Annotated in this window: 15 protein-coding genes, 3 pseudogenes and 1 riboswitch; of the genes and pseudogenes, 11 read left to right on the top strand and 7 right to left on the bottom strand. The window is 64.4% G+C overall.

Going from position 1 to position 17,485, the window contains the following annotated elements:
• Positions 1–169: 169 nt before the first annotated feature.
• The gene (locus tag HDG34_RS33245; RefSeq protein WP_184066718.1) at positions 170–1,195 is read left to right on the top strand and encodes an aliphatic amidase; all 1,026 of its coding nucleotides are present in this window, start codon (positions 170–172) and stop codon (positions 1,193–1,195) included.
• Between the two features lie 49 nt (positions 1,196–1,244).
• A pseudogene (locus HDG34_RS39610) lies at positions 1,245–1,382 on the top strand (IS6 family transposase); the annotation flags it as partial.
• A gap of 345 nt (positions 1,383–1,727) precedes the next feature.
• On the opposite strand, the gene HDG34_RS33255 reads toward HDG34_RS39610, so the two are convergent.
• Entirely contained in the window at positions 1,728–2,012 is a 285-nt protein-coding gene (locus HDG34_RS33255) for a hypothetical protein (protein WP_184066721.1), read from the bottom strand.
• On the opposite strand from HDG34_RS33255, the gene HDG34_RS33260 reads away from it, so the two are divergent.
• Both HDG34_RS33260 and HDG34_RS33265 read left to right on the top strand, forming a co-directional pair.
• Positions 1,984–3,240 carry an acyltransferase gene (locus HDG34_RS33260; protein ID WP_184066724.1) on the top strand — a complete coding sequence of 419 codons (1,257 nt, stop codon included), beginning with the start codon at positions 1,984–1,986 and terminating at the stop codon, positions 3,238–3,240. The genes HDG34_RS33255 and HDG34_RS33260 overlap by 29 nt on opposite strands.
• 23 nt (positions 3,241–3,263) lie before the next feature.
• A pseudogene (locus HDG34_RS33265) lies at positions 3,264–3,437 on the top strand (ubiquinone-dependent pyruvate dehydrogenase); the annotation flags it as partial.
• 70 nt (positions 3,438–3,507) lie between these two features.
• On the opposite strand, the gene crcB reads toward HDG34_RS33265, so the two are convergent.
• Both crcB and HDG34_RS33275 read right to left on the bottom strand, forming a co-directional pair.
• Positions 3,508–3,888: a fluoride efflux transporter CrcB gene (crcB, locus tag HDG34_RS33270; RefSeq protein WP_184066727.1), complete on the bottom strand. Its 381-nt coding sequence runs from the start codon at positions 3,886–3,888 to the stop codon at positions 3,508–3,510.
• A gap of 72 nt (positions 3,889–3,960) precedes the next feature.
• A riboswitch (Fluoride riboswitch) is annotated at positions 3,961–4,022 on the bottom strand.
• Positions 4,023–4,099: 77 nt separating this feature from the next.
• A complete protein-coding gene (locus HDG34_RS33275) occupies positions 4,100–5,287 on the bottom strand; it encodes an ammonium transporter (protein WP_184066730.1) in 1,188 nt (395 codons plus the stop codon).
• A gap of 431 nt (positions 5,288–5,718) precedes the next feature.
• On the opposite strand from HDG34_RS33275, the gene HDG34_RS33280 reads away from it, so the two are divergent.
• Positions 5,719–7,476, top strand: coding sequence for an ATP-binding protein (locus HDG34_RS33280; RefSeq protein WP_184066733.1), 1,758 nt, complete (start codon positions 5,719–5,721; stop codon positions 7,474–7,476).
• A gap of 42 nt (positions 7,477–7,518) precedes the next feature.
• Here HDG34_RS33280 and HDG34_RS33285 read toward each other — a convergent pair whose 3' ends face one another.
• Together HDG34_RS33285 and HDG34_RS33290 are read right to left on the bottom strand one after the other, a co-directional pair.
• Positions 7,519–7,842, bottom strand: coding sequence for a hypothetical protein (locus tag HDG34_RS33285; RefSeq protein ID WP_090804088.1), 324 nt, complete (start codon positions 7,840–7,842; stop codon positions 7,519–7,521).
• Positions 7,843–8,015: 173 nt separating this feature from the next.
• Positions 8,016–8,198: pseudogene (locus HDG34_RS33290) on the bottom strand (SDR family NAD(P)-dependent oxidoreductase); the annotation flags it as partial.
• Positions 8,199–8,411: 213 nt separating this feature from the next.
• Between HDG34_RS33290 and HDG34_RS33295 the strand changes: the two are divergent.
• From HDG34_RS33295 to HDG34_RS33310, 4 genes are all read left to right on the top strand, one after another.
• Positions 8,412–8,876, top strand: coding sequence for a hypothetical protein (locus tag HDG34_RS33295; protein ID WP_184066942.1), 465 nt, complete (start codon positions 8,412–8,414; stop codon positions 8,874–8,876).
• 90 nt (positions 8,877–8,966) lie between these two features.
• Entirely contained in the window at positions 8,967–9,416 is a 450-nt protein-coding gene (locus HDG34_RS33300; RefSeq protein WP_184066736.1) for an Rrf2 family transcriptional regulator, read from the top strand.
• A gap of 180 nt (positions 9,417–9,596) precedes the next feature.
• Positions 9,597–10,244, top strand: a complete 648-nt coding sequence (locus HDG34_RS33305; RefSeq protein ID WP_184066739.1) for an NAD(P)-dependent oxidoreductase — start codon at positions 9,597–9,599, stop codon at positions 10,242–10,244.
• A 118-nt stretch (positions 10,245–10,362) separates the two neighbouring features.
• Entirely contained in the window at positions 10,363–13,167 is a 2,805-nt protein-coding gene (locus HDG34_RS33310; RefSeq protein ID WP_184066742.1) for a mechanosensitive ion channel family protein, read from the top strand.
• A gap of 31 nt (positions 13,168–13,198) precedes the next feature.
• Here the strand turns inward: HDG34_RS33310 and HDG34_RS33315 are convergent, their stop codons facing one another.
• Entirely contained in the window at positions 13,199–13,867 is a 669-nt protein-coding gene (locus HDG34_RS33315; RefSeq protein WP_184066745.1) for a cysteine dioxygenase family protein, read from the bottom strand.
• A gap of 138 nt (positions 13,868–14,005) precedes the next feature.
• Here HDG34_RS33315 and HDG34_RS33320 point away from each other — a divergent pair, with 138 nt between their 5' ends.
• Both HDG34_RS33320 and HDG34_RS33325 read left to right on the top strand, forming a co-directional pair.
• A complete protein-coding gene (locus HDG34_RS33320) occupies positions 14,006–14,491 on the top strand; it encodes an Lrp/AsnC family transcriptional regulator (RefSeq protein ID WP_184044147.1) in 486 nt (161 codons plus the stop codon).
• 229 nt (positions 14,492–14,720) lie between these two features.
• A complete protein-coding gene (locus HDG34_RS33325) occupies positions 14,721–14,930 on the top strand; it encodes a hypothetical protein (RefSeq protein ID WP_090804099.1) in 210 nt (69 codons plus the stop codon).
• A gap of 19 nt (positions 14,931–14,949) precedes the next feature.
• Here the strand turns inward: HDG34_RS33325 and HDG34_RS33330 are convergent, their stop codons facing one another.
• The gene (locus HDG34_RS33330; protein ID WP_184066748.1) at positions 14,950–17,484 is read right to left on the bottom strand and encodes an FUSC family membrane protein; all 2,535 of its coding nucleotides are present in this window, start codon (positions 17,482–17,484) and stop codon (positions 14,950–14,952) included.
• Position 17,485: the final 1 nt, after the last annotated feature.

Consider the following 17,485-nt stretch of genomic DNA (forward strand, 5'->3'; position numbering starts at 1 on the left):
TCCATCGTCGCTGCAACGGACTTGTGCCGCATCGTCCGATTACCCTTGGGATTCAATAACTGTTTCTCTTATTGACACGCAGCGACCATATCAGTAGTGAGTGTGTGCTGAAGCGGAGCGGGCGGCCCGAAGTCCGCCTGCGATCTGAGGGACTTAAGGAGGATATGTCATGCGACATGGCGATATTTCGAGCAGCAACGATTGCGTGGGCGTCGCGGTGGTCAACTACAAGATGCCGCGTCTGCATACGAAGGCGGAGGTGCTCGACAACGCGCGCCGCATCGCCGGCATGGTGGTCGGCATGAAGCAGGGATTGCCTGGCATGGATCTCGTCGTGTTTCCCGAGTATTCGACGCACGGCATCATGTACGACCGGCAGGAGATGTTCGATACGGCGTCGACGGTGCCGGGCGAGGAGACGGAAATATTTGCGGCGGCGTGCCGCCAGGCCAACGTCTGGGGGGTGTTCTCGATCACGGGAGAGCGTCACGAAGAACATCCGCGTAAGGTGCCGTACAACACGCTTGTGCTGATCGACAATCGCGGCGAGATCGTGCAGAAGTATCGCAAGATCATGCCTTGGACGCCGATCGAAGGCTGGTATCCGGGCGATCGTACCTACGTGACGGATGGGCCGAAGGGTTTAAAGATCAGCCTGATCATCTGCGATGACGGCAACTATCCCGAGATCTGGCGCGACTGCGCGATGAACGGCGCGGAATTGATCGTGCGCTGCCAGGGCTACATGTATCCGGCCAAGGAGCAGCAGGTGATGGTGGCTAAGGCAATGGCGTGGATGAATAACACTTACGTCGCCGTGGCGAATGCCACGGGCTGGGACGGCGTGTATTCGTACTTTGGCCACTCGGCGATCGTGGGTTTCGACGGGCGCACGCTCGGCGAGTGCGGCGAGGAGGAGATGGGCGTGCAGTACGCGGAGCTCTCGCTGAGCATGATCCGCGACGCGCGGCGCACGATGCAGTCGCAGAACCATCTATACAAACTTCTGCACCGCGGGTACACGGGCACGATCAATTCGGGCGACGGCGCGAACGGCGTGGCGGCCTGTCCGTTTGGGTTCTATCGCGACTGGATCGAAGACGCCGACGGCACGCGCCGCCGCGTCGAAGCACTCACGCGCCCGACGCCAGGGACGCCGGAGTGTCCGATTGAAGGGATTCCGAACGGGGCGTGAGGATTGGTTCGCCGGGCGTTGTCACGTTCGCGCGCTGGTCAGCTAGTCAGTCATCAGCCGCGCGGTTCGGAGGTATTTCCGCTTTCAACTCAGCCTTCGCGACATCGAGGAGCTACTGTTCGAGCGCGGCGTGGTTGTCAGCCATGAATCGATCCGGCGGTGGACGGACAAGTTCGGCGCCAGTTTTTGCGCATCAGGTCAGGACTGCCCGTCGCAAGCCGGGCAGCACATGGCCCGCGAAAACAGAGATCCCTGAGCTGGCGAATGTGAAGCACGTGTTCGTCAAGGCCTGCGCGCGCGAACAACCGCGCTGAAAACAGCCATCAACCCACGCGTGAACGCGAGCGCCGGATGCGAGGGTTTCGCTTGCCCGAACGCACGCAGTCATCTGCTGAGCGCCTCGCTCTATCGCAAACAGCTCGCCGCGCGATTTGAAGCGTGGCGTCTCTTCACCGGCATTGCCCAAGCTCCGTCCACCGTGTTCTGAGACACGCCTATTGGTGGCGTTTTTTTACATCGCAGCTCTGCGCATTTATTTTGTCACTGTTTTCTCATTAACGGGATGGCGGGCGGAGAGACGCGCACGCTGGTTTCCGGCGATCTTCGCACACAGTGGTTTTTTTGCAGCTGCAATTGGTGCGGAAGCGCACATACCGGTTGCCGCGCCTCCATGAATCATGCTCCGCATATCGAGTCGCGTAAATGCTTTCAATTTAAAAATTAAAGAAGATAAAAATGAAAGGAAACGCAATGAAGCGATATTTCCACGTAAGAAAAAGGAAAACAAAATGAAGGCGATGTTCCCGGGGCTGGACATCCTGCGGTTCCTGCTGGCCTGCTATCTGGTCGTCTTCCACACGCTCGTCATTTACCCCGAGGCGAGGGCGATGCCAATGGCCGACTTCTTCAAATTCGGCGGCTGCGCGACGAGTATCTTCTTTATTCTGTCAGGATTCATTCTATCGCACGTTTCGGTGGAAAAGAAAACTGGCGAAGCGATGAAGGTTTCGGCATCGAAGTTTTTTATCAACCGTTTTAGCAATATTTATCCCATTCACATCGTTACGTTAGCGCTGAGCATTGCATTAATGGCTGTGAATTCCCATCCCTTCGACACCGAACTGAGCAACCTCGATTCAGCAACGCCGATTGTGCACACCATGAGCGGTGTGGAAGTGGCGGTCAATGCGGTTTTACAGATCCTGTTATTGCAGGCCTGGAATCCCTTTTATCTGTCATTCAATATTCCGTCGTGGTCGTTGTCGACGCTGTTTTTTTTCTATTTATCGTTTCCGGCGCTCGCGCCACGCCTGCTGTCGTTGCGCTGGAAGTCCACGATGCTGATGGCGATGTGGGGCGCCAGCCTGTTGCCGGCCGTGATCGTCGTTGCAGGCGGCTGGTATCAGGTGTGGCCGATCGGTGTGTTGCATACCAATCCGCTGGTGCGGCTTCCGGAGTTTCTGGCGGGCATTCTCGCTTACGGGATATTCGAGGCGAACGTCGAAAGCATTACCGGCATGATCGCGAGTTGCCGGTGGATCATATTCGCTGCTACAGGGGCACTTTTCATCGGCGCCACTTTTCTGTTTACGGCGGGAATGCGTTCGTGGGAAGTACTTCTTCACAACGGCGCACTCTTGCCCGCGCAAGTCGCAGTGATTTTTGTTTGCGCGAGCGCACTGCAAAACGCGTCGCCGCGCGTGGCCGCCTGGACGAGACGGCTCGGCAACGCTTCGTTGTCGATCTTCGCGCTGCAATACCCGCTATTTATCGGCTTTCTCAAAGTGCAGAAGCTGCTTGGCATTCCGTATTCGCTGTTGTCATGCGTGCATCGACCGCATGTTTGCCGGGAGGCGGCAAGCCAGGTGCCCGTGCATTTTTCCGCCTATCCGGTCTATCTGGTCCTGGTGCTGGTGGCGTCGGTGCTGTTTCAGGAGCGGGTCGTGTTGCCGCTCAGGACCAGGCTGCGTCGCGTGCTGAAGAGTCGCTGGGACGCAGCGCGGCCCGCGCCGCTGCCAGCGACGTCGGTGCCGAAGACACAGTGAGACGCGCTGCCGGCCAGGTGCAGGCGTTTGCGCATCCCGGTCCCGCACTCGTCGATGTGACCACATCGAAGCATGAGCTTGCCATGCCTCCGAAGGTGGAACGTGCCCATGCGAAGGGATTCAGCCTTTATATGCTGCGTGCGATATTGAACGGACGCGGCGACGAGATCGTCGAGCTGGCTCGCACCGAGCTCAGATGCAAACGGGCGCTAGCCCAATTGCCGACGGCTCGGGCCCGCGTCCGTGATCCTCGTCAACGTGTGCGCCTCAGCGCGCCAGCAACGAAACCGTCGCGATGCCGAGAATCGTCATGATCAGCGAAGTGCTCAGGTGAATCGCCACTTCGCCCGCCGCCCAGCCGAACCGGCCGTCCTGCAGACGCTGCACGACCTCCGCGGAGAACGTCGAGAACGTCGACAGCCCGCCCATCAGTCCGGTGATGACGAACAGCCGCCATTCCGGCGTGAGCTGGGGCACTCGCGCGAAGCCCGCGACCGCCACGCCGATGAGGTAGCCGGCGATCACGTTGGCGGCGAGCGTGCCGAGCGGCAGGTCGCTAAAGAGCGGGTTAAGTCGAATGCCGAGGAACCAGCGAAACAGCGAGCCGAGTGCGCCGCCAATCGCGACAGCGAGAAAAGACCAATACATGGAAGAGGATCGAAACCGGAATGTCGACAGACCGGTTGATGCGGGCGAGTTGATGCCGCGTCCGCATAACCGGGCGTAGCAGGCATCATCAGCCCCAAGGGCGGTTAATGGAGAATGCCATCTCCAGCCGCGAAGTCTAACATCGGCGCGCGCATTTGGGGACAGGCGCGTGAGTCGCGCCTCTCCTGTTTCCCGCGAGCGCCGCCTTCGTTCACTCCGGCGTTGCCGAAATCTTGTGAATCGACAGATCGGCGCCGTTGTATTCCTCTTCCTGGTCGAGGCGCAGACCGACCGTCATGCGGATCACGCCGTACACGACCGTGCCGCCGAGCCCCGACACGACGATTCCGCCGAGCGTGCCGATGACCTGCGAGGCGAACGACACACCACCCAGCCCGCCGAGCGAATGGATGCCGAAGATCCCGGCCGCGATGCCGCCCCATGCGCCGCACAGCCCGTGCAGCGGCCACACGCCGAGCACGTCGTCGATGCGCCAGCGGTTCTGCACGCAGGTGAACATGTAGACGAACAGCACGCCAGCGATACCGCCCGTGACCAGCGCGCCGAGCGGATGCATGATGTCCGAGCCCGCGCACACCGCGACGAGCCCGGCGAGCGGGCCGTTGTACGTGAAGCCCGGGTCGTTGCGGCCCGCGAACCACGCGCTCAGCGTGCCGCCGACCATCGCCATCAGCGAATTGACCGCGACGAGGCCGCTGATCTTGTCGAGCGTCTGCGAGCTCATCACGTTGAAGCCGAACCAGCCGACCGTCAGCACCCATGCGCCGAGCGCGAGAAACGGAATGTTCGACGGCGGATGCGCGGCGATGCCGCCGTCGCGGTGATAGCGACCGTGGCGCGCGCCGAGCAGCAGCACGGCCGGCAGCGCGACCCAGCCGCCGAACGCGTGCACCACCACCGAGCCCGCGAAGTCATGGAACGGCGCGCCGAAAGCCTGCGTGAGCCAGTCCTGGATGCCGAAGCGGCCATTCCACGCGATGCCTTCGAAGAACGGATAGATGAAACCGACCAGCACGAACGTCGCGAACAGCTGCGGATTGAACTTGGAGCGCTCGGCGATGCCACCCGACACGATCGCGGGGATCGCGGCGGCGAACGTCAGCAGGAAGAAAAAGCGCACGAGCGCATAGCCGTTGTGCTGGGCGAGCGTCGCCGCGCTGTCGAAAAACTGCACGCCGTATGCGATCGTGTAGCCGATGAAGAAGTACGCGATCGTCGAGACCGCGAAGTCCACCAGAATTTTGACCAGCGCATTCACCTGATTCTTCTTGCGCACGGTGCCAAGCTCCAGGAAGGCGAATCCCGCGTGCATCGCCAGCACCATGGCAGCGCCCATCAAAAGAAACTCGGTATCGGCGCCGTATTTCAGACTTTCCATTGATATGTCCCGCTTATGCCAAAAAAGTGCGCTATGTCAGCAAGAAGCGGGCCAAAGCTGTGCTGGTCGCGTCGACACGGTGCAATCGGGCACCGGGATGGGCATCCAGTGGGTTTTGAGCCATGCGCCGCCCGAGCGCGTCATGCACCTTAACAGAGAGGAATGGCACAAGAAAAGTGCATAAATCGACGCCCTTGCGCAGATTGACCCAGAGGAGGGCGAACTATTCGATTCAAATTACATTTTCATTCGGCATCCTGACGCAGCGAGACGCTGGCCGGCGCGTCGATGCCCATTTCTGGCGCACTGTACGCGAACGGCAGAAGCTGCCGTCGACGCGTTCGTGCCCCTCTTTCTTTTCCCGCGCAAACGCCGACATAATGTGCCGACTCCGTGCACGATCCGCCGGCCAACCCCTCCCATGGGCACGCATGAGACTGACCACTAAAGGCCTGCTTTTGATTGCGATCCCGGCCGTTTTCGAACTCGCGCTGCTCACCGGTGTCGTGAAGGCCCAGACCGATGCGACGATGGCCGAGCGCTGGGCGATCCATAGCGAGAAGGTGTTGCGCCAGACCACGGAGATTCTCGATCCGGTGCTGGCCGAATCGGTCGCGCTGCGGGGCGCGGTGCTCGCCAACGACGCGCATTTCACCACCCCGATCGCGGTATGGATGGACGTCGACCGGCGCATCGACGAGCTCGCCGAACTCGTCGCGGACGATCCGGCGCAGGTCGAGCGCGTGGCCGAGGTGCGCCAGGCGGTGCAGGCGTACCGCCAGTGGTCCGACCGGATCCAGGACATGCTGCACGCCGGGCGGACCGGCGAGATTCTCGCGCGCTTCCACGATCTCGCCCAGGCCGACGTGCTCGATCATTTCCGTGTGGAGGTGAGCGCGTTCCAGGCCGAGGAGCGCCGTCTCGACAGCTCGCGCTCGAATGCCGTCGCCGCCGTGCGCGAACGGGAACAGACGCTGATCGTCGCGGCCGCGTTGGGCTCGCTGCTGTTCGTCGCGCTCGCCGTCTGGATGTTCACGCGCGGCGTGCGCGGCCGGCTCGCGCTACTGTCCGACAACGCGGGCCGGCTCGCCGGCAACGAGCCGCTCGCGCCGCTCGGCGCCGGTAGCGATGAAATCGCGCGGCTCGATCTGACCTTGCACGAGACGAGCCGCCGACTGCTCGAAGCCGAGCGCATCGAAGCTCGCTTTCACGCGGACCTCGAGCGGCGCGCCGCCGAGCTCGCGCGCAGCAACGAGACGCTGCGCCAGCAGACCCAGGAAAACGAAACGTTCATCTACAGCGTGTCGCACGACCTGCGTGCGCCGCTCGTGAACCTGCAGGGATTTTCCAGGGAGCTGATTCGCGCAAGCGACGAGTTGCGCGACGCGGTGCGCAACTCGTCGCTCGCGATCAGCACGCGCGAGCGGATCGAGCGCCTCGTCGACGAGGACATCGGCGAGGCGCTGCACTATCTGCAGACCGCGGTGCTGCGCGCGTCACACATCATCGACGCGCTGCTGCGGCTGTCGCGGGTCGGGCGGGTCGAGTACCGGCGCCAGAATGTCGATGTGCGCGACATCGTGCAACGTGTCGTCGATGCGATGCAGGGCTCGATCCGTGCGCGGCGCGCGCGCGTGACGGTCGGCGAACTGCCCGCGGTATGGGGCGATCCGACCGCGCTCGAACAGATCTTCGCAAACCTGATTGGCAACGCGGTCAACTATCTGGACCCGGCGCGCGAGGGCAGCGTCGAAATCGGCACGACGGCGGCGCCGCCGGGCGTGCATTCGCTGCGGATCTTCTACGTGCGCGACAACGGCCTCGGTATCCCGGCGATCGCGCTGCCGCGCCTGTTCACCGCGTTCCAGCGCCTGCACGGCAATGCCGCGGCCGGCGAGGGCATCGGCCTCGCGCTCGTGCGGCGGATGGTCGAGCGACATGGCGGCCGCGTGTGGGCGGAATCGAAGGAGGGGGTGGGCACGACGTTCTATCTGTCGCTGCCAGAGGCGGGTGCCGCGGGCGCGAAACCGGCCGCGGCTGGCGCGGCTGCGCTCGCCGCGGCGGGTCCGGCTCCGGCGGCGCGCGGTGCGCGTCAGAGTGTGCCGGGCGCTGCGGGACCAGGCTTGGGCGCAGGCAGCGGGTCGTCCACGCGTTCGATCGACGCGGTGCGAGGAATCAGCACGCGGTAGGGGGCGCTCGATCGTGCGGCGCGGATGGCGCTCGTCCGCGCATCAACCGGCGAAAATCCGCCGCGGCTTCAGCAGTCTTCTGCCGCGCACCGACCAGTAGCAACCGCATGCCAGCAGCACGGCGATGCCGGCGAACGTTTCGGCCGGTGTTGGCCGAATGCCGGCAAGACCCTCGACGGCAAACAGGCCGTGCGTGACACCCAGCAGCGCCGCCCACAGTGCACACGCGGCCTGCATCAGCAAACGGGTCCCTTTCATATGCCGAGCGCGGGTGTCGTGCGACCAGGTGGGCAGCCGGCGCGCGCAGAAAAAAACGATCGCCATCAGCATGATGACGAGGGTGACGATCCAGTCGATCAGTTTCATCGAAACAGCACTCCCCAAAAGCAGCCGCGACACTATACGGAGGTGTTTCGCCTGCAACTGTCGGAAGATTCTGAATTGTGGGGCGCTGTTGAGCGATGTTGAGGCGAGCGCCGCTGCAAGTCGACGCTCGTTGCTGCACGTGGTCTCGGGACTCGGTGGGCGATCCGCGTGCCGACTGTCGCGTGAATGCCCAGCGGTCTCAACTCGGCATGCAACGCTTCCGTGATGCCTTCGACGGCGAACTTCGTCGACGAATACACGCCAAAGCCCGCCGCGGCACGATAGCCGCCAATCGATGAAACATTGATCACGTGGCCCGAGCGGTTCGCGCGCATGGTCGGCAATACAGCGCGCGTCGGCTTCGCAATACTGCCGCGGCAACAGGCGCGCGCCGAAGACGATCGTTGAGGGAAGGATCGCCTTTGAATCGCGCGGACGTCAGCTCCATCAGGTTCGACAGAACCGCGACCAACTCGCCGGGGCGATCCGAAGCGGCCGCGCGGCGCAACGGCGGTATCATGGGCACGTCTTCGCATGTGCGAGCCGCCCGACGCGGCTCCTTCCAGATCATGATTTCATCTCTTTCCTCATCGTTATTACGCCGCGCGGCGGTCGTGGCCCTCGTGTTCGGCGCGCTGGCCGCGTGTCAGAAGAACGACGCGTCGGCCGGCCAGGTCGCGGGCAAGCTGAACGACGCCGCGCAGCTTGCCGGTCAGAAGCTCGATCAGGCCGCGAGCTACGTCGGCCAACAGGTCGACGCGACCAAGGACGCCGCGCAACAGAATCTCGACTCGGCCTCCGCGCCGTCGCTCAAGATCGACCCGGCCGCGCTCGCGTCGAGTGCGCAGGCCAACCTGCAGAACGCGGCGAGCGCGGCCAACGCGCAGCTCGGCAAGGCCGCGTCGATCACGGGCCAGGGCCTCGAAACGGCGGGGCGCAAGCTGCAGGCGTGGTCGGCGCAGAATGCGGGCGCGTCGGCTTCGTCGACTGCATCGACCGATTCCGCCGACGCGCAGAAGCAGATGGATAAATGACCCGCGCCGTTCTATCCGGTTTCGCCGATTGACTTTAGTGTTATATGTAATTGCGATGGTTACACATTGTCGTTTCGGGACGGATTTGCCGTGAACACGAGTAGCCGGTTTGCCTTTGCCGTGCATGTGCTCGCGCTGTTGTCGCTACAGGGCGGCGTGCCGTTGTCGTCGGAGATGATCGCGGGCAGCGTGAACACCAATCCCGCGCTCATTCGCCGGCTTCTGAGCATGCTCTCCGACGCCGGCCTCACCACCTCGCAGATGGGCGCCGGTGGCGGCGCGTTGCTTGCGCGGCGGCCGGAACGGATCACGTTGCTCGAGGTCTATCGCGCGGTGGAAGACGCGCAGTTGTTCGCGTTGCATCGCGAGGAGCCAAATCCAGCGTGCATGGTGGGGCGCAATATCCAGAGCGTGTTGAGCGGGATCATCGACGAAGCGCAGCAGGCAATGGAAGCGACGCTGGGCGCGCGCACGCTCGCCGACGCGACCGCCGACGTGGTCCGCTCGGAGAAGCAGCGCGAGCGCAAGCGCCGTGCTTGAGCGTGTCTTCGCGCGCAAGACGCGTCGGCGGTGAACGATAGAAGCGCAGTGTCGTAGGGCGCGGCTCGAACTATTCCGGCACGCGTGCCAAACAAAGGAACGGGGTGAGCGCCCCGCTTTTTTTCTCGTTATATGTAACTATAAAAGTTACATATAAGACAACCTGAGGAGTACGCTGATATGAGCAAGCAACTGAAGATCGCCCTGTTTGGCGCGACTGGCATGATCGGTTCGCGGATTGCCGCGGAAGCCGCGCGTCGCGGGCATCAGGTGACGGCGCTGGTGCGCGATCCGGCGCGCGTGCCGGCCGGCGTCGCGAATCTGCATGCGGCGCAGGCCGATCTGCTCGACGCCGCGAGCGTCGGCGCGGCGGTGCGCGGTCAGGACGTGGTCGCAAGCGCGTATGCGCCGCCGCAGGGCGATCTCGCCACCCTGACGCAAGCGACACGCGCGCTGGTCGAGGGGGTGCGCGCGGCGGGGCTGAAGCGCGTCGTCGTGGTAGGCGGCGCGGGCTCGCTCGAAGTCGCAGCGGGCAAACAACTGGTCGATACCGACGGCTTTCCGGACGCGTACAAGGGTATTGCACTCGCGCACCGCGACGCCTTCGAGTACTACCGCGGCGTGACCGATCTCGACTGGACGTTCTTCGCGCCGGCCGCGCTGATCGCGCCGGGCGAGCGCACCGGCAAGTTCCGCACGGGCGCGAACACGCTGATTGCGGACGCGGACGGCAACAGCCGCATTTCGGCCGAAGACTACGCGATCGCGTTCGTCGACGAACTGGAGCAGGGCCGCTTCATCCGCCAGATCGCGACGGTCGCGTACTGACGAGCGGCGGTTCGAATTCGCCGGCCGCGCAAGCGTACTAACATTCGGTTACGCATGTTCGGCCGCGCCGGGCGAAACTGCGGCTACACTGGCGTCTGCCGTTTTCTCACGGATTGCCATGCAGTCATGCCCGTCGCAGCGTGAGTCCGAGGCTGCGCCGTCTGGCGGCGGGCAGCAGCCGGCGATTCTCAGCGCCCCCCATCTCTCCTCCGCTCACACCGCTTGCGACACTGCCAGCGGCGACGCCCGCCCGCGCGCGAGCACAGATGCCGTCGGTTGGTTTGCCGCGCTGCTGTGCGCCGCGCTGATTCTGTGCCTCGGCGCGCTGCCGCGCATGGCGCAAGCCGCGGGCCCTGCGGTCGGCGGCGGCACGCCGGTGATCCCGGCATTGCAGAGCCTGATCAACAGCGCGACGGTGAACGCGACGCCGGCGTCCGCGGCATCGGGGGCGTCGGCGCCCGAGGCGGCGTCGGCGCCGTCGCCCGCGAGCCAGGCGGAGCTGGCGCGCTCGCTCGACAGCGTGATCGCCACGCTCGACAACGACCGCCAGCGCAGCGCGCTCGTTGCCCAACTGAAAAAGCTGCGCGACGTGTCGCAAAGCGCCGCGCAAACCGTCGGGCCACCTGCGCCCGCGTCCGCGCAACCTAGCCCGGGCCTGCTCGGCGCGATCGCCTCGGGCATCGCGTCGTTCGAATCCGACGTGCATCAGGGCCGCACGCCGGTGCGCTACTGGAGCGGGCGCGTGACCGCGGCCGGCAACGAGCTGTACACGATCGTCTCGGGCCAGGGACACGAGGGTGTCGGCACGATCCTGTTGGCGATGCTGGGGATGCTGGCCGGCTGGGGCGCCTGTGCCGGCGCGCTGATCTATCTGCAGCAACGGCTGCACCGGCGCTTCGGTGTCGAGCTGGTGCTGCGGCCCAATCCCACCACGCGCGAGCTGCTGATCTTCGCGTTGCGCCGCGTCGGTCCGTGGATCATCGCGTTCATCGCGGCGCTGCTGTTCATGCGCGCGATGCCCGATTCGCTCGGCCGCACGCTGGGCATGGTGGTCGCGTATGCGATCGTCGCGGGCGCGGTGTTTTCCGCGATCTGTCTGATCATGTTTTCGCTGTTCGGCTCGGGCCACCGCCGCGTCGCGGTGCGTCTGCTGATCGATCACGCGCGCCGCGTGCTGTTCGTGATCGGCGTGTGCGGCGCGCTCGGCGACGCAGCCGTCAATTACGACGTCGAGCATCAGCTCGGCACCAACCTCGCCGCGCTGATTTCGACCGCGGCCAACATGACGGCCGCCGTGCTGACCGGCTATTTCGCGCTCGCGTTTCGCCGGCCGGTCGCGCATCTGATCCGCAACCGGCCGTACGAACAGCGCAACGACCACAAGGCCGCGACCGAAGCGTTCGAGGTGCTCGCCGCGCTGTGGCACGTGCCGGTGCTGGTGCTTGCGGCCGCGTCGGTGGTCGCGACGCTCGGCGGCTCCGGCTCCAGCGAAAACGTGCTGCAGATCTCGATCGTCACCGCGCTGCTGTTGGTACTGGCGTTCTTCCTGTCGGCGATCGTGCTGCGCATGACGCGGCCGCGCAGTGCCCGCGCGCGGCGCCGCTCGCCGTATCTGACGCGGCTGCTGCGCTTTTGCGGCACCTTGCTGACATTGTTCATCTGGCTGTTTTTCTTCGAATCCGCGGCGCGTCTGTGGGGCGTGTCGCTGGCCGCGGTGATCGAGAGGAACGTGGCGGCGCGCGGCGTCGCGCATGCGATGACGGCGATCGTCGCCACCGTGTTCATCGCGTGGCTGCTGTGGATTCTGGTCGACACCGCGATCACCGAGACGCTCAATCCGGGCAGCCCGCGCAACAAGGCGCGCAGCCCGAGCATGCGCGCCCGCACGATGTTGCCGCTGGTGCGCAACGTGTTGCTCGTCACGATCATGACGATCGGTGGGATCGTCACCGCCGCGAACCTCGGCATCAACGTGACGCCGCTGCTCGCGGGCGCGGGCGTGATCGGTCTGGCGATCGGTTTCGGCGCGCAGTCGCTGGTGACCGACCTGATCACCGGGCTCTTCATCATCATCGAGGACACGATCTCGGTCGGCGACTGGATCGACGTCGATGGCGGGCATGCGGGCACGGTCGAGCATCTGTCGATCCGCACCGTGCGGCTGCGCGACGGGCAGGGCGCGATCCACGCGATTCCGTTCTCGCAGATCAAGATCGTGAAGAACCTGTCGCGCGATTTCGCGTACGCGGTGTTCGAGGTGCGCATGTCGTTCTCGACCGATGTCGACGAGATCACGCAGTTGATTCGCGAAGTCGGCGCGGAGCTGATGGCCGACTTCCGCTACCGGCGCGAGATGCTCGGGCCGATCGAAGTGTGGGGCCTCGACCGCTTCGATCCGAACTGGATGGTCGTCAAAGGGCAGATCAAGACGCGGCCGCTGCAGCAATGGAGCGTCGCGCGCGCGTTCAATTTGCGGCTCAAGCGCAAGATGGACGAGGCCGGCATCGAGATTCCGGTCGCGCAGATGCGGCTGTACACATCGTCGAAAGATAGCGAGGGCGAGCCGCTGCGCGACGATGAGATGACCGGGTTCGTCGCGCCTGTGAATGCCGGTGCCGATGACAGCCGGCATGCGCATGGCGAGGCGCAGCAGCCGGCGCGGGACGGCGCGCGCGGCAAAACCCATCAAAGGGCGCATGAACCCACTCGCGAAAGAGACCGCGAAGGGCCGCACGAGTATCCGCGCGAAGCTGAGTATGAGGTGGGCGTCGTTGGCCCGTCGGCGCGCGCGTCGACACAGGTGCCGCTTGCGCCCGCCCGTGACGTGTCGCACGAACCGCGTCCGGCGCCGCCGACGACCGGACAGACCGCGCCGATTCCGCCGCAGATTCCGACGGCGGGTGATGTGGGTGGGAAGAATTGAGGCGGGGGTGTGTTTGGGGGCCGTGCAACCGTCAAACCATCTCCGCCGCGTCGGCCATGCGCACGATGTCGTTCACGTGCGAGCCGATCCGCGCGCCTTCGACGCCATAGATATGCAGCGACACCGCCGGCGCATCACTGCTGTTGCCAAGCCGATGAATCGCAGCACGGCCGCCGCGCACGAACGACACCGCGCCGCGTTTGCGCGTCTGAGCGCGCAGCGCGCTCGCGCATTGATGCGCGTCGTCCCATTCGAAGACCGTTTCGCTCAGCTTGCCCTCGACCACCGCGTAACCGCACCAGGTGTGATGCGCGTGCACGGGGCTCGCCTGGCCGGGCTGCCAGACCAGCGCGGCAATCGCATAGCGGCCTTGCGGATCGGCGATGAGCAGATGGCGCCGATAGGTGTCGGCGGAACCTTCGCGTTGCATCGGTGCGAGCAGCGCCGGGTCCGCGGCCGCCTCGGCGAGCGCGAGCCGCATGGTGCGCGCGAAGAACGTCGAATGCGACGGTTCCGGAAATTTCGCGCAGGCTTCGAACATCGCGTCGAGCGTGTCGCACAGGCGCTCGAGCGGTGTGCGCCCGATCTCGCCCAGCGTTTGTGTCGGTAACGCGGCCGCTTCAAGTCGGGCCGGGTCCGGCAGCGACTTCAGGTAGTCGGGAAGGTGCTCGAAAGCGGTGGCGCGAAGGTCGTCGCTCATGGTTTTATTGCAGCGCGGGCGCTGCAGTTCGGCAATTTTCGGTATCGATATTTATACCGGTTTGCCCGGAGAAAGAGTTTCCATATAATTCCCTCGACCGTCAGAAAAGTAGAATAATTTCCTATGAGGGGTGGTGGTATGAGTATGGATATCATCGATCGGAAGCTGCTCGAATTGCTGCAGGCAGACGCGACGATGCCGATCGCCGAACTCGCGCAGCGCGTGAACCTGTCACAGACGCCTTGCTGGAAGCGGCTGCAGCGCCTGAAGGAGGCGGGCGTGATTCGCGCGCAGGTGGCGCTGTGCGACGCGCGCAAGCTCGGGGTCGGAACCACGGTGTTCGTGGCGGTGCGGACGAATCAGCACACGGAGACATGGGCCGCCGCATTTACGCAGGCGGTGCGCGATATTCCCGAAGTGGTCGAGGTCTACCGGATGAGCGGCGAGACCGACTATCTGCTGCGCGTGGTGGTCTCCGATATCGACGACTACGACCGGATCTACAAACAGTTGATCACGGCCGTGCCGCTGTACGACGTGAGTTCGAGCTTTGCGATGGAGCAGATCAAGTATTCGACGGCGTTGCCAGTGCGGCCGGTTGTGACTGTCACAAATAACGGCTAACGCGCGACATGCGATGGGGCGGTGACGAACGAACGGAACACGGGTTCGCTACGATGGCGACGTGGTCGATGCATTTAAGGTCAGGAGCGCCGCTTGCTGCGTCGACAGTAAACGCGCCACAGCGCATCCATACTGCTCCCCCGGCTGCAAGCCGCGTGCAAGCCCACTGGGCGTAGAATGCCGCCTTCTCCGACCCATCCGCGACTGCTTCGCGAATCGAGCCCGCTTCATGACCAGACCGCCGCGCAAGAAGAATCCGACCTTTGGCATCTCCGTCTTTATCGTGGTGGCGATCCTGCTGGTGATTGCCACGCTGTTCTATAACGCGATCCGCGAAAAGCACGAGTTCGACAGCCAGCCCACGCAGGTGCCGCCAGTGGCTTCGCAGGCAGCCGCGGCGGCCACCGCGATGAAACCGGCGAGCGGCGCCGCGCAATAACGCCCGCGCGCTTCCTGCTTCACTCCTCCGGTAGCCGGATCATGCTCGCGTCTTTGCGAATCTGGGCGGACGCCGCGAGCATCTGCTTGCATTGATGCGCGAGCAGCTTCGTGTCATGCACGGCATCGGCCGTATAGTCCGGCGATTTCTCCGTTTCGACGACCATTGCATCGAGCTCGCGACTCATCAGTTTGATCTGCTCGCCCTGCTCGGCGGGCAACGCGGTGCCGGCTTCGGCGGCGCTCAGGTTGTCGCGCACGAGGCTCAAAGCGCGCTGCAGCGGCTGTAGCGAGATATCCTCGACCTGGTGCTGCTGTTGCGCGGAAGTGCGCAACAGTGGCGCGGCGGCCGTGATCTGCGACGCGAGCACATGGCTGCGCACCAGCAGACCGTTCAACTCCGGCACGAACTTCTGCGCGGACTTCGGTTCGAGCATCATCCGCTGGAACGCCTGACCGAGATTCGCGAACGCAACGTGAACGTTCTTGCGCGCGAGCCGATAACGGTAATCGCGGTCGAGCGCGGTCGCCGCGGCGGCAGCGGCGACCGATGCACCGCTTGCCGGGCGCGCGGTCGCGTTGCGGATCGTGGTGGTGTCATGGCTGGCCTCGCCCGCGTTCGCCTCGGCATTGGCGTCGGCGACCGGCTGTGCCACGCCGGCGCGCCCAGCGCCGCGCGCACCGACGCCACCCGCCACTTCGGCTCCGGCACCGGCTCCGGCTCCGGCGCCGGCAACGGCGAGCGCCGGGCCGCCAAAGCCGATCGCCGGATCCGCCATCGCCGCCGCCGGCGCGCGCGCGCCCGCTTCGGTCACGGCCGCGACCACCGCCGCGGCCGGTTTACCGCTCCACCACCAGCTCGCTTCGAGATACTGCCGCGTCGCGCTGATCATGTTGTTGACGAGCTTGCCCATCAAGCGGTACTCCCAGTACGGGAACAGGTGGCTCGCCGCGATCGCGATCGCGCAGCCGACTACGGTGTCGATCGCGCGCTCGCCGATGATGCGCATGCTGCCCGGCGCGAGCAGATGGAACAGCAGCAGCACATACGATGACGTGAACACGACGCTCGCCGTGTAGTTGAACAGCAGCAGGCTGTAGCTCATCACCATCGACGCGAACATCACGACCATCAGGATGTGCGGCTCCTTCACGAAGATGGTCAGCGCGATGCTCGCCGCGCAGCCGATCAGCGTGCCGATGATCCGCTGCCCGTTGCGCTGCTTGGTCAGCGAGTAGCCGGGCTTCAGAATGATCACGGTGGTCATCACGATCCAGTACGCGTTCGTGAGCGGCAGCAGGCGGCCGAGCCAGAAGCCCACGGCGACCGCGATCGTCACGCGCAACGCGTGTCGAAAGCTCGGCGAGGCCATCGTCAGATTCGACAGGATCTGCCCGAACGGCACGCGCCGGCTCGACACGAAACGGCTCAGCGCCTGGTCGATGCGCAGTTCGGTTTCGGTCGGGCTCGGCTCGCTGGCAAGGCTTCGGCGCATCTTGTCGATCAGCCGCGTGGCGCTCCAGATGCGGCGGAAATTCGACGACACGGCCGAATACGCCTCCGGGTTCTGCGTCGGCAGCTCCTGCTTGCGCATCAGTTCGATTTCATACTCGATCGCGCGCAATTCCGCCTTCACGTTCACGCGCATGCGCGGCGCCTGGTTCTGCAGCACCGCGAGGCCGATCTCCTCGAGATCTTCGGCCGCCTTGCGGATCAGATCGCGATAGAACACCAGCAGATCGGAGCCGCCGAACGTGCTGCGCACGAGCGTGTAATCGGTTTGCGCGCCGACGAACAGCTCATGCAGATCGACGCTATTGATGAACAGGTTGTAGAGCATCGCGCGGCGTGGTTCGAGCTTGCCGCGCTTCAACCTGGGCAGATTGCGCAGCACCATGTCGCGCGCGGCGTCCTGGCGATCGACCGCGGAGATCTGCTTGTCGACGAGGTTGCGATAGCACTCGTCGAGATCGTTGTCGAGATCGTAGAAGGCGGCGCGCGCGAGCAGATAGTCCGCGCACGCGAACACGCTTTCGGCGAGCGCCTGCTGCTCGATCCGATGCATCATCCAGCGGCTCACGAAGGTCGACCAGTACGTGTACCAGAGACCGCCGAGCAGGATCCACGACGCGTTGACGAGCGCCTGCAAGGGCGTGAAGTGCTCCTCCAGCGTCATGATCATCATGAACAGCGTCGCGAAGCTGATCTGCGGCCAGCGATTGCCGTACACGACGATTAGCGACAGCACGAACGTGAGCGGCACGACCGTGCACCACAGCGCGAGCGGATTGACGGTGGCGAGGCCGGTGGCGAGCGCGGACAGAAAGCCGATCACCGAGCAGGCCAGCATCTCGTTGTGCTTGTACTTGAGCGGGCCCGGCATGTCGACGACGCAGGCGCCGAGCGCGCCGGTCGCGATCGTGAAGCCGAGGTCACGATTGTGAAACACGATCAGGCACAGGATGGCCGGTAACGACACGCCGACCGCGATGCGCAGGCCGCCATAAAAGTACTGGCTATAAAGGAATTTTCTTATTTCGACCGAATAGCGCATC

The organism is Paraburkholderia sp. HC6.4b, from assembly GCF_014200875.1.
Classification (GTDB): Bacteria; Pseudomonadota; Gammaproteobacteria; order Burkholderiales; family Burkholderiaceae; genus Paraburkholderia; species Paraburkholderia tuberum.

Bases quoted from the DNA above. Each gene is read 5' to 3' on its own strand.
- HDG34_RS33305 (WP_184066739.1), top strand. From the start codon at position 9,597: ATGAGCAAGCAACTGAAGATCGCCCTGTTTGGCGCGACTGGCATGATC.
- HDG34_RS33275 (WP_184066730.1), bottom strand. From the start codon at position 5,287: ATGGAAAGTCTGAAATACGGCGCCGATACCGAGTTTCTTTTGATGGGC.
- HDG34_RS33260 (WP_184066724.1), top strand. From the start codon at position 1,984: ATGAAGGCGATGTTCCCGGGGCTGGACATCCTGCGGTTCCTGCTGGCC.
- HDG34_RS33325 (WP_090804099.1), top strand. From the start codon at position 14,721: ATGACCAGACCGCCGCGCAAGAAGAATCCGACCTTTGGCATCTCCGTC.
- HDG34_RS33255 (WP_184066721.1), bottom strand. From the start codon at position 2,012: ATGTCCAGCCCCGGGAACATCGCCTTCATTTTGTTTTCCTTTTTCTTA.
- HDG34_RS33280 (WP_184066733.1), top strand. From the start codon at position 5,719: ATGAGACTGACCACTAAAGGCCTGCTTTTGATTGCGATCCCGGCCGTT.
- HDG34_RS33330 (WP_184066748.1), bottom strand. From the start codon at position 17,484: ATGCGCTATTCGGTCGAAATAAGAAAATTCCTTTATAGCCAGTACTTT.
- HDG34_RS33245 (WP_184066718.1), top strand. From the start codon at position 170: ATGCGACATGGCGATATTTCGAGCAGCAACGATTGCGTGGGCGTCGCG.
- HDG34_RS33315 (WP_184066745.1), bottom strand. From the start codon at position 13,867: ATGAGCGACGACCTTCGCGCCACCGCTTTCGAGCACCTTCCCGACTAC.
- HDG34_RS33295 (WP_184066942.1), top strand. From the start codon at position 8,412: ATGATTTCATCTCTTTCCTCATCGTTATTACGCCGCGCGGCGGTCGTG.
- HDG34_RS33320 (WP_184044147.1), top strand. From the start codon at position 14,006: ATGAGTATGGATATCATCGATCGGAAGCTGCTCGAATTGCTGCAGGCA.
- crcB (WP_184066727.1), bottom strand. From the start codon at position 3,888: ATGTATTGGTCTTTTCTCGCTGTCGCGATTGGCGGCGCACTCGGCTCG.
- HDG34_RS33310 (WP_184066742.1), top strand. From the start codon at position 10,363: ATGCAGTCATGCCCGTCGCAGCGTGAGTCCGAGGCTGCGCCGTCTGGC.
- HDG34_RS33285 (WP_090804088.1), bottom strand. From the start codon at position 7,842: ATGAAACTGATCGACTGGATCGTCACCCTCGTCATCATGCTGATGGCG.